The organism is Curtobacterium sp. LFS079, assembly GCF_047977865.1.
GTDB lineage: Bacteria > Actinomycetota > Actinomycetes > Actinomycetales > Micrococcaceae > Arthrobacter.
The window spans coordinates 114596-128021 of the sequence record NZ_JBFPFO010000007.1 but is presented as its reverse complement, the minus strand read 5'-3'; the positions used below and the strand labels follow the sequence as shown (position 1 = coordinate 128021).

General features: G+C 66.0%; 13 protein-coding genes and 1 pseudogene. 10 read left to right on the top strand and 4 right to left on the bottom strand.

Annotated features, from left to right (window positions below):
- Window positions 1-28: 28 nt before the first annotated feature.
- Window positions 29-1003 (top strand): EamA family transporter, encoded by a 975-nt coding sequence (locus ACNQPB_RS13405; protein ID WP_498752448.1) that lies wholly within the window; start codon window positions 29-31, stop codon window positions 1001-1003.
- Here the strand turns inward: ACNQPB_RS13405 and ACNQPB_RS13400 are convergent.
- The 4 genes from ACNQPB_RS13400 to ACNQPB_RS13385 all read right to left on the bottom strand — a co-directional run bounded on the left by ACNQPB_RS13400 (window position 981) and on the right by ACNQPB_RS13385 (window position 3695).
- Complete coding sequence (locus tag ACNQPB_RS13400; RefSeq protein WP_498752446.1) at window positions 981-1916, bottom strand: AEC family transporter; 936 nt, start codon at window positions 1914-1916, stop codon at window positions 981-983. The genes ACNQPB_RS13405 and ACNQPB_RS13400 overlap by 23 nt on opposite strands.
- 148 nt (window positions 1917-2064) lie before the next feature.
- Window positions 2065-2493 carry an aspartate 1-decarboxylase gene (panD, locus tag ACNQPB_RS13395; protein ID WP_498752444.1) on the bottom strand — a complete coding sequence of 143 codons (429 nt, stop codon included), beginning with the start codon at window positions 2491-2493 and terminating at the stop codon, window positions 2065-2067.
- Between the two features lie 51 nt (window positions 2494-2544).
- The gene (locus ACNQPB_RS13390) at window positions 2545-2802 is read right to left on the bottom strand and encodes a hypothetical protein (protein WP_498752442.1); all 258 of its coding nucleotides are present in this window, start codon (window positions 2800-2802) and stop codon (window positions 2545-2547) included.
- A 137-nt stretch (window positions 2803-2939) separates the two neighbouring features.
- Complete coding sequence (locus tag ACNQPB_RS13385; protein ID WP_498752440.1) at window positions 2940-3695, bottom strand: FadR/GntR family transcriptional regulator; 756 nt, start codon at window positions 3693-3695, stop codon at window positions 2940-2942.
- A gap of 181 nt (window positions 3696-3876) precedes the next feature.
- Here ACNQPB_RS13385 and ACNQPB_RS13380 point away from each other — a divergent pair, with 181 nt between their 5' ends.
- From ACNQPB_RS13380 to ACNQPB_RS13340, 9 genes and pseudogenes are all read left to right on the top strand, one after another.
- Window positions 3877-4866 carry a polysaccharide deacetylase family protein gene (locus ACNQPB_RS13380; protein WP_498752438.1) on the top strand — a complete coding sequence of 330 codons (990 nt, stop codon included), beginning with the start codon at window positions 3877-3879 and terminating at the stop codon, window positions 4864-4866.
- Window positions 4863-6317 carry an aldehyde dehydrogenase family protein gene (locus ACNQPB_RS13375; RefSeq protein ID WP_498752436.1) on the top strand — a complete coding sequence of 485 codons (1455 nt, stop codon included), beginning with the start codon at window positions 4863-4865 and terminating at the stop codon, window positions 6315-6317. Before ACNQPB_RS13380 ends, ACNQPB_RS13375 begins: the two co-directional genes overlap by 4 nt.
- Window positions 6317-7741 (top strand): dihydroorotase, encoded by a 1425-nt coding sequence (locus ACNQPB_RS13370; RefSeq protein ID WP_498752435.1) that lies wholly within the window; start codon window positions 6317-6319, stop codon window positions 7739-7741. Before ACNQPB_RS13375 ends, ACNQPB_RS13370 begins: the two co-directional genes overlap by 1 nt.
- Window positions 7738-8817 (top strand): NAD/NADP octopine/nopaline dehydrogenase family protein, encoded by a 1080-nt coding sequence (locus ACNQPB_RS13365; RefSeq protein WP_498752433.1) that lies wholly within the window; start codon window positions 7738-7740, stop codon window positions 8815-8817. Before ACNQPB_RS13370 ends, ACNQPB_RS13365 begins: the two co-directional genes overlap by 4 nt.
- Complete coding sequence (locus ACNQPB_RS13360) at window positions 8814-9557, top strand: SDR family NAD(P)-dependent oxidoreductase (RefSeq protein ID WP_498752431.1); 744 nt, start codon at window positions 8814-8816, stop codon at window positions 9555-9557. Before ACNQPB_RS13365 ends, ACNQPB_RS13360 begins: the two co-directional genes overlap by 4 nt.
- Window positions 9558-9772: 215 nt before the next feature.
- A complete protein-coding gene (locus tag ACNQPB_RS13355; protein WP_498752429.1) occupies window positions 9773-11212 on the top strand; it encodes an MFS transporter in 1440 nt (479 codons plus the stop codon).
- Window positions 11199-12134, top strand: a complete 936-nt coding sequence (locus tag ACNQPB_RS13350; protein ID WP_498752427.1) for an ABC transporter substrate-binding protein — start codon at window positions 11199-11201, stop codon at window positions 12132-12134. Before ACNQPB_RS13355 ends, ACNQPB_RS13350 begins: the two co-directional genes overlap by 14 nt.
- Window positions 12131-13234, top strand: a complete 1104-nt coding sequence (locus ACNQPB_RS13345; protein WP_498752425.1) for a membrane dipeptidase — start codon at window positions 12131-12133, stop codon at window positions 13232-13234. The genes ACNQPB_RS13350 and ACNQPB_RS13345 overlap by 4 nt, the downstream gene beginning before the upstream one ends.
- Window positions 13235-13274: 40 nt before the next feature.
- Window positions 13275-13415 (top strand): annotated as a pseudogene (locus ACNQPB_RS13340) (alanine--glyoxylate aminotransferase family protein); the annotation flags it as partial.
- Window positions 13416-13426 lie beyond the last annotated feature (11 nt).

The following is a 13426-nucleotide window of genomic DNA, read 5'->3' as shown; positions in this document are numbered from 1 at the left end:
ATGCTTGTTCCGCGGCGATTCTTGAAGCATGAGTTCACCGGCCAAGACCTACCCCGCCCGAACGGCACCGAACGGCACAAAGCCGGCCACCCGCCGTCGGGCCCTCCCGCTCGGAGCGGTGACGGCCCTCGCCGCCTTCGCCCCGCTGGTCTGGGGAACCACCTACGTGGTGACCACGGACTTCCTGCCCGCCGGGCACCCCTTGTTCGCCGGCCTGGCCCGGGCCCTGCCGGCCGGCCTGGTGGCCCTGGCGCTCGGCAGGGCCTTACCGAAGGGCGTCTGGCTGTTCCGGGCGGCCGCCCTGGGCCTCCTCAACATCGGCTTCTTCTTCCCGCTGCTCTTCATATCTGCGGAGCACCTGCCCGGCGGTGTCGCCGCAACCCTGGGCGCAACCCAGCCCTTGGTGGTGGTGTTCCTTGCGGTGGCCGTGCTGAACGAGAAGCTGCTTTTCTGGCGCCTCGCCTGGGCCGTGACCGGTGCCGCGGGCGTGGGATTCGTGGTGCTGGGACGCTCGGCCGGAATGGATCTGGTGGGTGTGTTGGCCGGCCTGGCCGGGACGGCGTCGATGGCCCTTGGCGTTGTCCTGACGAAGAAATGGGGACGTCCTGCAGGCGTCCGGCCTGTCGCGATGGTCGGTTGGCAGTTGACGGCGGGCGGGCTGTTCCTGCTCCCGTTGACGCTCGTGGTAGAAGGATTCCCGCCTGTGTTCGATGCGCGCGCCGTGGGCGGTTACCTCTGGCTTGGCCTGGTGGGCGGATTGCTGGCGTACGCCGTCTGGTTCTGGGCGATCGGGCGCCTGCCGGTCACGCGTGCCTCCCTGCTCGGCTTCCTTTCCCCGCTCATGGCCGCCAGCCTGGGCGTGCTGCTCAAGGGCGAGACCTTTGGCCCCCTGCAGACACTCGGCCTGGTACTTGCCTTCGGGGCGATGCTGCTGGGTCAGCTGGGTGGGTTCCGGCGTCGCGGGCTGGGGACGCGGCGGGCTAGTGCAGGAATGCGGCGATGACGAGCATCGCGGGCACTGCGATCACCGTGGTGATCAGCACGGTGTCCTTCGCGATGGTGATTCCCTGCTGGTAGCGGGTGGCGGCCACGAAGACGTTCTGCGCCGTGGGGAGGGCGCCGGCGATCGTGGCTGCGAAAAGGGCATGGTCATTGAGGCCGAGGATGAAGCGCGCCGCCAGGAATGCCAGCACCGGGTGCAGGATGAGCTTGAAGGAGGAAGCCAGGACGATGTCCGTGCGGCGTCCGCTGGCTGCCGAGAAGGGCCGGTTGCCGTTCAGGGACATGCCGAAGGACATCAGCATGGCCGGCACCGCAGCGCCGCCGATGAAATGGATCGGCTGCAGGACAGGATCGGGCAGGCGGACGTGGAAGGCGGAGAACAGCAGCGCCAGCGCGGAGGCCACGATCACCGGGTTCTTCAGGATGATCAGGAGGAACTTCAGCAGCGGGTTCTGTTTGGTGCTGCGCGTGCCGCGGGTGGTGTCCAGGATCATCAGGTTGACCGGGTTGTAGAAGGCCAGCTGGAAGATCAGCAGGGGCGCCACGTAGCTGGCGTCGCCCAGGACGTAGACCGCGATCGGGATGCCCAGATTGGCGCTGTTGGCCTGGCTGGCGCTCATCGCGCCGATCATGGCCTCGGGCATTTTCCGCTTCAGCACGAACTTGCTCAGCAGCACGTAGATGATGCCGACGATCGTTCCGCTGATCGCAGCGGCCGCGAGCTGCGGCCCCAGCACGTCTTCAAGCCGTGCCTTCGACAGTGTCTCGAAGAGCAGCGCCGGGCTGGCCACGAAGAAGGCGAGGCGGCTGAGGGTATGCCCGGCATTCGGACCCAGGATCTCGCGCCTGCCTACAAACCAGCCCACGCCGATGATTGCCCATACGACGAAGAAGCCGGAAAGTACGTCGATCACAACAGGGTTCCGGAAGCGCTGGGTGGATTGCCGGGGAAGGTCACCATCCCAGCGTAATCAGATTTATTCGCCAGGGCGGTGCCAGCCGAGTGGATTCCCGCCATCTGGACGCGCGGGCGGGCAGCGCGTTGCTCAGGCCTTGAAACGCTCAGTGCTGCTTTGAGGCGCTGAGGGCGTGCGGCGGGCGCAGGAGCCCGGGCGTGTGGCCCTCGGCGGGATCGCTGCCGAGCTGGAGGATCTTGTTGTCGCGGTCCACGTGGACCACCTTGGGCTCGTAGGCCAGGGCTTCCTCCGTGGTCATCTCCGCGTAGGTGATGAGGATGACGATGTCGCCCACGTGCACCAGGTGCGCGGCGGCACCGTTGATGCCGATGACGCCCGAACCGCGCTCGCCGGCGATGGTGTAGGTCTCCAGCCGGGCGCCGTTGGTGACATCGACAATCGACACGAGCTCGCCGGGCAGGATGTCCGCAGCGTCCAGCAGATCGAGGTCCACGGTAACGGAGCCCACGTAGTGCAGGTCGGCATGGGTGACCGTGGCACGGTGGATCTTGGACTTAAACATTGTGCGGTTCATAACGGACCAAGTTTAGCGCGGGCCGGGGCTGCCGCTCTGTGACGTGGGTTACTACCGCCTTGTTGTGCGCTGTGCCTGGCTCCTCATCAGCGCACCGTAGCCTACGAACAACTTCGGGACGACGAAGTACACGGCCGCGGGAACCACCAACAGGGTCAGGAGCAGTGCGCGGAGCACAGGGTGCCAGCTCTCGATCAACGGACCGAGCGTCATCATTCCGATGCTGACCAGCGGGAAGATCGCGAGCCAGGTGATGAAGGCGCGGACATGGATCGAAGGTGCGGGTGGGGGGCTTGCCGGGGAGGTCACCGAAACTCCAGGTAATTAGTAGGTTTGGACATGATCAGAGTATGCCCCTTCGCGCCTCATGCGAATGCCTTACGGAACCCTACGCCTGCTTCCGCAGCGTCCCCGTGACACCGCTCATGCAGCCCCGGGCGGACGGCCTAGTTTGCCGCGGTCCCGCCCTTCTTGAGATAGGCGCTGACGGCGCTGATGAGGTGGCCGATGTGCTGGTGCATGAGCCGGCCCGCTTGTTCCGCGTCACGCCGGGAAAGTGCCTCCGCCAGCTCCGAGTGGTCGTGCGCCTGCTTGGAGACCACTTTCGAATTCAGCGACACTTCCTCCAGCACGCTTGTCAGGTTCGGATTGGCCGGTTCGATCAGGAGATCGGCCATCGATATGAGAATCCGGTTGTGTGTGGCGGCGGCAACCGTGCGATGGAACAGGGTCGAGGAATCCCTGTTGGGTGTGGTACCGCCCCTGACGGCTTCGCGGTGGCCCGCGGCCTGCCGCGTGATTTCCGCCAGTTCGTCGTCGGAGGCGCATTCGGCGGCGAGCCTCGCCGCCTCTGATTCGACGGCCCGCCGCACCACCAGAAAGTCGAGAAGCTCGCTGAGGTCCGTGGTGCTCGCCACCCGCACGAGATTGGCGCCGTTTTCCTGAGCCCGAAGGGTCGTTTTGAGCTCCTCGAGGCGCTGCTGGCCGCGTTCGGTGACGATGCGGCCTTGCTTAGGCCGCGGTATGACCGTAAATCCCTGTTTGTCCAAGGAGCGGAGGAAGCGGCCTGCCGTTGCCTCTGCCACCTGGATTCCGGATTCGTTGAACGCTTCGGCGAGCCGGGACGAGCCAACCGGGCGATCCGATTCCCCGATCAGGGTCAATGCCAGGATTTCCATCTCGATGTTCGGTGATGTCACCATCGGCGCCCCTTTCGTCAAGCCAGTTGCGGTTGGCCCGGCCGCATGCAAGCCATCTTCGCACAGCGGGGCCGGTCGCCGCGGCCGCAGGGAATCTGTTGACCTCATCCGATTTCTACTTCATCATTGGTGATGAAGATATTTTCAGCAGAGTGCAGAGCTGATTCGAAGGGGAGTGGGTTCAATGGAAAGTCCGCAAAATGATCCAGGGCCGGCACGGGACTTCATCGGGTACGGCAGGCACAAGCCGCGGGTGACTTGGCCGGGCAACGCCGCCGTCGCGGTCAACTTCTGCATCGCCTATGAAGAGGGGGCCGAGCGGAACATCCTCGAAGGCGATCCTCACGGGGAAAGCCTGGGTCCAGGACGTGAACCCAGGCCGGGCCGGCGGGATCTCGCCGTCGAGTCCGTCTACGAGTACGGCAGCCGCGCGGGGATCTGGCGGATCGCCGACCTCCTCGACGAATACGGGTTGCCTGCCACGCTCTTCGCGCCCGCCGTCGCGCTCGAAAGGAACCCGGCGGTCTGCGAATGGGTAGCCGAGCGCGGACACGACATCTGCGCGCACGGCTGGCGCTGGACCGACCCCGCGGAACTGAGCGAGCAGCAGGAAAGGGAACGCATCAAGCTGGCGGTCGAGTCGATCGAACGCAGCTGCGGACGCCGGCCGGTGGGCTGGCGTTCGCGGACCGGACCCAGCATGAGCACCCGCCGGCTGCTGGTCGAGGAGGGAGGATTCATCTACGACTCCGATGCCTACAACGACGACCTCCCGTACTTCACCGAGGTCGGCACCCGTGAGCACCTGGTGGTCCCTTACACCCTGACCTACACCGAAGGCCGGCTCGTCCAACCAATGGGTTTCACCAGCCCCTTCGACTTCTGGGAAACCTGCACACGTGGCCTTGATGAACTGCGGCGCGAAGGCCACCGCGGGGCGCCCAAGATGATGTCCATCGGCATTCATCCGCGCCACACCGGCCAGGCAGGGCGCATGGCCGGACTCCGGGACTTCGTGGAACACGCCCTCGGAGCTGGTGATGTCCTGTTCAGCACGCGGGAAGAAATTGCCAGGCACTGGCTGCGCGAGCGCCCGCAGCCCCAGCAGCCCGTCCGGGCCGGCGACACGGCCCGCCCAAGCACCCCGAAGACTCATACAGGAGGATTGCAATGACGACTTACACCACCGAAATCCGGCGAAGGGCTGCGCACATCAACGGGCGGGCGGTGTTCACTGACACCTTTTCCACGGTCCTTGACCCCTCCAGCGGACAGGAAATCGCACACGTTGCCGCGTGCGGTCCGGACGAGGTTGACCGGGCCGTCACCGCCGCGCGTCAGGCTTTCGACGGCGGCTGGAAGCGGACGACGGCGGCCGAACGCGCCAAGGTCATGCGGAACATCTCCGCGGCGATCGTGGCGCACGAAGACGAGCTCGCCCGGATCGAGAGCCAGGACACCGGCAAGCCGCTGCGGCAGGCCGCGGTCGACGTGGCCTTCGCCGCGCGTTTCTTCGAGTACTACTCCAACATGGTGGAAGCCGTGTTCGGCAGCATCATCCCGGCCGGCACCGACCGCATGACCTTCTCCTATCGCGAACCGTACGGCGTGACAGGGCACATCACCCCGTGGAACTATCCGCTGGGCCTGGCCACCCGTTCCCTCGCCCCCTCGCTCGCGGCCGGAAACTGCTGCGTCCTCAAACCGGCAGAGGAAGCGCCGTTGTCTTCCCTGCGGCTTGCCGAAATCATGTCCGAAGCCGGACTGCCGGATGGTGTCTTCAACGTGGTCCCCGGCAAGGGGACCGAAGCAGGCGCCGCGCTGGCCGCCCACCCGGGAATCGGCAAGCTGTCGTTCACCGGCTCCGTGCCGGTCGGCATCAAGATCGGCCAGGCGACCGCCGCGAACCTTGTCCCGGCGGACCTTGAACTGGGCGGGAAGTCGCCGAACATCGTCTTCGCCGATGCCGACCTGGACATGGCGGCCTCCGTCGTGGCCAATTCCATCCTGCAGAACGCCGGCCAGACCTGCTCGGCCGGTTCCAGGCTCCTGGTGCAGCGCGGCGTCCATGACGAATTCGTCGAACGGCTCGTCCGGATCTTCCGCGGGACCACCCTCGGCCCCGGCCTGGAAAACCCCGGCATGGGCCCTGTCATTTCCCGGCGGCAGCAAGCCACCGTGCTCGACTACATCCGGCTGGGCCGGGACGAGGGCGAGCTCCTGACAGGCGGCTGCGTGCCGGAGGACGAACGCCTCGCAGGCGGAAACTTCGTGCTTCCCACGATTTTCGACGCCGTGGCTCCGGATGCCGTGATCGCCCAGCAGGAAATCTTCGGGCCGGTGCTGACCGTGACAAGCTTCGACGACACCGACGAAGCCGTCGCCCTCGCCAACGGCACCGAATACGGACTGGTTTCGGGCGTGTGGACGCGCAATGCGGGCCGTGCACACCGCATGGTCCGGGACCTGCACAGCGGCCAGGTCATGGTCAACACCTTCTCCAACGGCGTCGAGCTGCCTTTCAGCGGGCGCAAACATTCCGGTTACGGGACGTCCAAGAGCTACGAGGCGCTGCTGGGCTACACCCAGACCAAGGGTGCCGTGATCATGATGTCGGAGGACTGATGGCCGCGACAGCACCGGAACTGCTCATCACAGGCGGCCGGGTGGTCCTTCCGCACCGGATCATCGAGGCCGACGTCCTCGTGCGGGACGGGAAGATCGCGCAGCTGCGTGAGCGGACCGGCGGCGGTGCTCCCGGCGGCGGGGACGGCGCCGCGCGGCCTGCAGCCGACGTCGTGGACGCCACGGGACTCTATGTCATGGCGGGCATGATCGACACGCACGTCCACCTGCGGGACCCCGGCCACCCGCACCGGGAGACTTTCGCCACCGGGACCGCAGCTGCCGCCGTCGGGGGAGTGACAACTGTACTCGAGATGCCCTCGGGAATTCCCGCCGTCTCCGACGCCGGAAGCTGGCGGTACAAGGACGAAACCGTTGCGCCGAAGGCCATCGTGGACTACGGGCTCTATGGCGGAGCCGGACACAGCAACACCGGGAAAATCGGGGAGCAGGCCGCTGCGGGAGCGGTCGCCTTCAAATCCTTCATGAATGCCCCGGCGCCGGGCGCGGATCCGGGCTTCGACGCCCGGTCCCTGCCGGACGACGCTTCCTTCCTCGCAGCGATGAAGGCCATCGCGGAAACCGGGCTGGTCGCCGTCGTGCACGCTGAAAACGATTCCATCTGCGGCTGCCTGGCCGCGCAACTGAAGGCGGAAGGGCGCACGGACCTGAGGGCGCACGCAGAGTCCAGGCCGCCGATCGCCGAGGAAGAGGCCGTCGCACGGGCCATACTGCTCGCGGGTGCGGCCGGCGCGCGGCTTTCGATTGCCCACATCAGCACCGCGGCGGCCGTGGAAAGGGTTCGCCGTGCCAAAGCCTCCGGGCAGCCGGTCACGGCGGAGGCCTGCCCCCACCACCTGTTCAACACCCTCGACCAGGCCGAGCACCTCGGCCCTTACGCCAAGGTCAACCCGCCGCTGCGGAACGAATCCGACGTTGAAGCGCTGTGGGCCGGGCTCGCCGACGGCACGATCGACTACATCGGCACCGACCACGCCCCCTACACCACGGAGGACAAGGACAAGGGCTGGAATGACATCTGGTCCGCGCCCTCCGGGGTGCACGGACTGGAGGCTGTGCTGCCGGCCCTGCTGACCGCCGTGAACCAGGGCCGCCTCACGCTGCCCCGGCTGAGCAGGGTGGTGTCCCAACGGGCCTCGGAAGTATTCGGACTGTCTTGTAAGGGCGAACTGCGGGAGGGAAGGGACGCGGACATCATCCTCGTGGACCTGGGCCGTCGGGGCGTGATTGACCTTGCCGGCCAGCATTCGGTGAGCCGGGAAGCGGCGAAGTTCTGGAACGGGCGCGGGACCCAGGGGGCCGTGGTGGCCACCTGGGTGCGGGGCATCCAGGTGGCCAGGGACGGAGAAGCCATCGGACGGCCGGGGCACGGCAGGCTCGTCCGGCCAGGCGGTGCACCATGACGAACCTCGGAATCATAGGCTGCGGCAGCTCTGGCATGGCGCTCGCAGCGCAGATCGGGCTGCGCGGCGGCGAGCTCCACTGCATGGTGGACGAGGATGCGGAGCTGCTGGAGCACCTGCGTTCCGCCGGGCGGATTTCCCTCAGCGGGCATCTGGGCACCGCCGCGTTCGGCCTTCCGGAAATGACGGATGCATACGGCAGGCTTGCGGATTGCGACGTCATTTTCGTGGCGACGACGGCGGACCGGCACGGGGATGTGGCACGCAGCCTGGCCCCCGTCCTGCGGGACGGCCAGTTGTGCGTGCTGGCGACCGGTTATGCAAACGGCGCCGCTGCATTCGCGGCCGGCCTCGCCGCCGCCGGGTGTACTGCCAGCGGAGACGCGGTCCTGGCCCTGAACACCACGCCCCATCTGTCCTACGCCCCGGGTGACGGCCGCGTGCATGTTGCCGCCGTCAAGAGCTGGCTGGAAGTCTCCGGGACGGACGCCGCAGCTGTCGCGCGGGGAACCTGCCGGCTGGCGCGTTGGCTGCCGGCCGCCGTGCCCGCCCGGCACCAGCTCGCATCATCATTGAACAACCCGAATCCGGTGGCGCACGTCCCCGCCGCGGTGCTCAACGCTGTGTCGGCCTCGCTGGAGGAACACAGCCTGATCCCGCCGAACGGCGCCTTCCACCTGGGCGATTTCGGAGCGCCGGCCCTGGACGGCCTGCGGAACGTCCTCGACGCCGAACGTAGGGATGTGATGGCCGCCCTCGGGATCGGCGAGCACTTTGTTAGCCGGAACGACTTTGCGGCCCGGGCATACGGTCCGGGATCACGGGAAGCACTGCCGCCGCGGCTCGGCCCGACCTTCCAGCCGCGCTTCACCACCGAGGACGTGCCGTGCGGGCTCGTTCCCCTGGAACAACTCGGCGAGGCGGCAGGGGCGCCCACACCGGCCATTACCGCCTTGATCTCGATGGCATGCAGCCTGGCGGGCGAGGATTTCCGGAACCACCCGGGCGCGTCCGTGCGCCACCAGGCGACCGGGTACCCGGCACAGCCACTCTTGGAAGGAATCACATTGCCATGACCGGAGAGTCGCCCCACGCGGGGAAGCGGGTAGCCGTGACGGGCGCCGCCCGTGGCATCGGCAGGGGAATCGCCGAACGTTTCGCCGCGGCCGGTGCCAGGGTGACGCTGCTGGACCTGGACGGCGAAGAAGCCGCCCGGGCCGCGCGGGACATTCCCGGAGCGGAGGCCGTCGAGCTCAACGTCGCCGATGCCCGTGCCACGGAGCAGTACTTCGCCGGAGCGGAACTGCCGTTCGACGTAGTGATCGCCAATGCCGGGGTATCGCTGCCCAAACGTCCCGCCGTGGACACCCCGGATGACGCCTGGGACTGGCTGATGGACAACAACCTTAGGGGCGCGTTCAACACCATACGCGCGGGCGCTGCCCGCATGCTGGTGGACGAGGTGCCAGGACGGATCATCGCCACGTCCTCCGTGGCCGGGCTCACGGCCGAGCCGGGCTACGCGGTCTACGCCGCCGCTAAGTGGGGGCTCATGGGCCTGGTCAAGTCGATGGCCATGGAGCTGGCACCTGCCGGCATCCTGGTCAACGGCGTATGCCCGGGCGATGTCCAGACCCGTTTCTTCAGCGAGACGGCGGACCCGGACGACGTGTACAGCGGAGCCCTGGGCAGGCCTGCCCGGATCGACGAGATCACGGGCATCTATCTGTGGCTTGCCGGCCCCGAGGCCAGTTATGCGGTGGGCGAGATGGTAGTGCTCGACGGCGGCCTGTCCCTGTCCGCCATGGCCCGCTGAGGTGCGGCGCCAGTCCATCGGATCACCCCCGGAGACGGTCAGATATTTACCGGGAATCGTTGCATCATCATCGATGATGAAGTAACTTAGTGGTACGAATCACAGCTAGTGAGGCCCGTTCAGGGCAACAGACTCCGGTTCCAAACAGAGCGCAAGGATGTGCCAAGTGCCATCTGTGGCGCCTGGTGTAAACGGCTCATCCCAGGAGGCAGAAAATGAGTTCGCTAGACATCAAGGGCACCAGCCCCAGACTTAATTCCATGTTGTTGAAACTGTCCGATTCGGTGGACAAGATTCCTGTGACGCGGACCCACATCGTCACTATCGCGCTCATCGTCGCGGGCATGTTCTTCGACATCCTGGAGTCCAACTCCGTCGGACTCGCCGGCTCGAACATCATCAAGTCCTTTGGCATATCCAAGCCTCAATTCGCACTGATTACCTCGATGACCTTCATCGGCTTGACGCTGGGCGCCTGGGCGGCGGGAGCCTTGGCTGATCTCAAAGGCCGCAAGTTCTCCTTGGTGTTGAACCTCTTCATCTACACCATTGGCGGAGTCTTCTGCGCCATCGCTCCCAACTACGAATTCTTCATGGTGGCCCGGCTTTTCGTCGGGTTGGGGCTGGGTGGAGAACTGGCAGTCGGCATCGCGCTCATCTCCGAGATGATGCCCACCCGTCTGCGGGCCTCCTCGGTGGCCGCGTTGAACATTTTCTCCGGGGGCCTGGGCAATGTGATCGCTCCGCTGTACGCCGGCCTGGTCCTGGTGGTGCTGGGTGACTTTTTCGGCGGCCCGGCGACCAGCTGGCGGTGGCTCTTCGGCCTCCTGGTCCTGCCGGTTCTCCTGGTCCTGGTGATCCGGCGCAAGATGCCGGAGTCTCCGCGGTTCCTGCTTTCCCGGGGCGACGTCGAGGGATGCAACCGCAGCCTGACCCAGATCGCCGCTGGCAAGGTGCCGGACTCTGAGATCCACATTGATCCGGACCGTCTGCCCGAGAGCGAGGGCGAACTGCGCGTCGCCCGGCGGGTCAGGCTCACGGACATCTTCCTTGGCGGCCTGCTCCGCAGGACGGTCACAGCTGGTGGCGCGTACTTCATGCTGGTCGGGGCGCAGATCTCCCTGCTGACCCTGATGCCCACGTTCCTGGTGTCCCGCGGTTCCTCGGTGGGACAGAGCCTTGTCTACACCCTGGTCATGCAGCTGGGCAGTCTCCTCGGCACGATCTGTGCGGCCACCGTCACTTTTCGGCTTCCACGCCGCATGGTGATGATCGTCGGTGCCCTTCTGGGCGGAATCGATGCCTTTCTCTTCGGAATGGTTGCCAGCAATGACGCACAGGTGGTCATTTTCGGAGCCATCTTCCAGTTCTTTTGCCTGCTTCTGACCACCACCATCTGGTCCTGGGCCCCGGAGCTCTATCCCACGAAAGTCCGTGGTTTCGGTGTGTCCTTCGTCAAGGGTGTTGGCAGCGTCGGCCCCATCGTGATGCCTCCGCTGTTCGCCTTGATCTTCGACAGTTGGAAGCTCTCCGGGGTGTTCAGCGTCCTTGCGGTCATGTTCGGAGTCGTAGTGCTTTTCGCTGCGAGCGGCGTGGAGACAAAGGGCAAGACCCTCGAAGAAGCCAATGAAGCAGGCGCCGTTGCCCACTTCTGAGCCGCTGGCGGCCGCTGCGTCAACCGTGCGGGTGGCGGCCGCCCGCAATCTCGCCTACCTGCCGCACTACGTGGCCATCTCCCGGGGCTTCTTCGCTGAGGCGGGAGTGGACGTGGAAGTACTCGAGCAGGCTCCAGGCCACGGCAGTATCACCGATTCGGTGGTCCGCGGGGAGGCCGAGCTGGTGCTGGGAAGCGTGGTCTTCGCGGACCGCCTCAACCGGGCTGTTCCCAGCGTGGTGGCCGCGGTCAGCAACACCCAGACGCGGCATTTCCTGTTCCAGCGCGCGGCGGATCCGGTGCTTGGCGGCGGCCCCACCGCCTTCGACTGGAAGGTGCTCCGCGGAAAAGTCCTCCTCGTCGCACCGAGTTATGTTCCGACGTCGTGGGTTGCCTTCCTGGAGGTCCTGCACCGGCGGGGCATCCCGCTGGGAGACATCAAGCTGCTGGTCGGCTACCAGCCGGAGGCGGTGGTCGAAGAGTTCCTCGCCGGACCCGGTGACTTCCTCCTGGCGGGCGGCCAGGAGGCGCAGGATCCCCGGCTGCGGGAAGCCGTGCCGCTCGCCGAAGGCCTTGGCCCGGTCCCGTGGTCCGTCTACTGCGCGAGGAAAGACTGGGCGCAGGAAAACGGCGCCACGCTGGAAGCGTTCCGGGCGGGGCTGGGTTTGGCACAGGCCTGGCTGGCGGAGCAGCAGGCCGCCACGGTCGCCGCGGAGGCGGCAGCGCTGTTCCCGTCCATCTCCGACGGGGAACTGTTGGCCACCATTGCCCAGTTCCAAAGAATCGGCTTTTGGGCCCGGACACCACAGGCCAATCCGACTGAGTTCAAGGCATGGGCGGACGCTCTCCTTCGGGCTGGTCTTCTGCCAACGGACACGAGGCTCATGGACATGATCAATCAGGATTTCCAGGAAGAACAATGACGCGGACCCAGCTTGAACATGCCTACCTGTCCCGCCACCTGAGCGCGGACGAGGAAGCGTACGCGCTCGACCTCCATTCCCGGGCCACCGTGGTGGACACCTGCGGTGCGATTCCTCCGGGCGGCGGCGGTTCCCTGGATGATTCCATCGCCCTGCTGCGGCGGGGCGGGGTCGACTGCGTGGGCATGACGCTCTCCGCCGAGGAACATGACCAACGTGCCGCCATGGACCAGATCACCTTCTGGAATCGAAACATCCGCAAGCATTCGGCTGACCTCGTGAAGGTCACCTGTGCTGACGACATACGGCAAGCCAAGGAAGACGGCCGGATCGGCGTCTACTACCTGTTTCAGAACGCCAAGCCTTTCGGGGACGATCCCGGAAATGTCGAGCTCTTCCGGGACATGGGCGTCGTATCCTCAGCCATCACCTACAACAAGCGGAACTTCCTGGGCGATGGCTGCGCCGAGCCGGAGAACTCCGGAATCAGCAGCATCGGCCGCGAAATGATCGCCGAAATGAACCGTGCCGGCATGCTGGTGGACCTGTCCCACGGCGGGAAGAGGACGCAGCTGACGGCGGCCCAGGCATCCACCGCACCGCCGTATTTCTCGCACAACAACTGCTACTCGGTGTTCGGAAACCGGCGCAACGCCATGGATGAGACCATGCACGTGGTGGCCGCCAAGGGCGGGATGATGAGCACGATGCCGCTCGAAATCAACGACGACTACGAGCCGACGGTTGCGCAGATGGCCGATCACCTGATGTACACGCTCGAGGTCTTCGGGCCAACGGGCGTCGGGGTCTGCACGGACTTCCCCAAGGGGCGGCGCAGCGTCTACGAGACCGCCTTCATCGACGGCGAGGGCTACCTCAACATCCAGTACGACGGCACCCTGTACGTCAAACGCATGAAGTGGGAAGGCCCGGGGTGCATGCAGTCCCCGCCCTGGTATCCCTACGCAGAAGGCATCAAGACGTACGAGGGCTTCCCGAACATCACGAGGGAACTGGTGGTCCGCGGCGTCGACGAACCGACCATCATCGCGGCACTCGGCGGCAATTTCATCGACCTCATGTACCGGGTAGTCGGTTGACCCGAATGACACGAAACCAACCCATTACGGAGCGGAACCCATGACTTTGCTTGCCCAGCGGCACCTCTTCGGTCCCGGTCCCAGCAATTGCTACCCCGAGGCAACCGCTGCCTTGGGGCACCCGCTCCTAGGCCATCTTGACCCGGACTTCATTGCCATGCTGGACCCGAATGCGAACGGCGACTCCGTGGC

Excerpts from the sequence above, each read along its gene's own strand:
- ACNQPB_RS13405 (WP_498752448.1), top strand. The coding sequence starts at position 29 with ATGAGTTCACCGGCCAAGACCTACCCCGCCCGAACGGCACCGAACGGC.
- panD (WP_498752444.1), bottom strand. The coding sequence starts at position 2,493 with ATGAACCGCACAATGTTTAAGTCCAAGATCCACCGTGCCACGGTCACC.
- ACNQPB_RS13385 (WP_498752440.1), bottom strand. The coding sequence starts at position 3,695 with ATGGTGACATCACCGAACATCGAGATGGAAATCCTGGCATTGACCCTG.
- ACNQPB_RS13380 (WP_498752438.1), top strand. The coding sequence starts at position 3,877 with ATGGAAAGTCCGCAAAATGATCCAGGGCCGGCACGGGACTTCATCGGG.
- ACNQPB_RS13375 (WP_498752436.1), top strand. The coding sequence starts at position 4,863 with ATGACGACTTACACCACCGAAATCCGGCGAAGGGCTGCGCACATCAAC.
- ACNQPB_RS13370 (WP_498752435.1), top strand. The coding sequence starts at position 6,317 with ATGGCCGCGACAGCACCGGAACTGCTCATCACAGGCGGCCGGGTGGTC.
- ACNQPB_RS13365 (WP_498752433.1), top strand. The coding sequence starts at position 7,738 with ATGACGAACCTCGGAATCATAGGCTGCGGCAGCTCTGGCATGGCGCTC.
- ACNQPB_RS13360 (WP_498752431.1), top strand. The coding sequence starts at position 8,814 with ATGACCGGAGAGTCGCCCCACGCGGGGAAGCGGGTAGCCGTGACGGGC.
- ACNQPB_RS13355 (WP_498752429.1), top strand. The coding sequence starts at position 9,773 with ATGAGTTCGCTAGACATCAAGGGCACCAGCCCCAGACTTAATTCCATG.
- ACNQPB_RS13345 (WP_498752425.1), top strand. The coding sequence starts at position 12,131 with ATGACGCGGACCCAGCTTGAACATGCCTACCTGTCCCGCCACCTGAGC.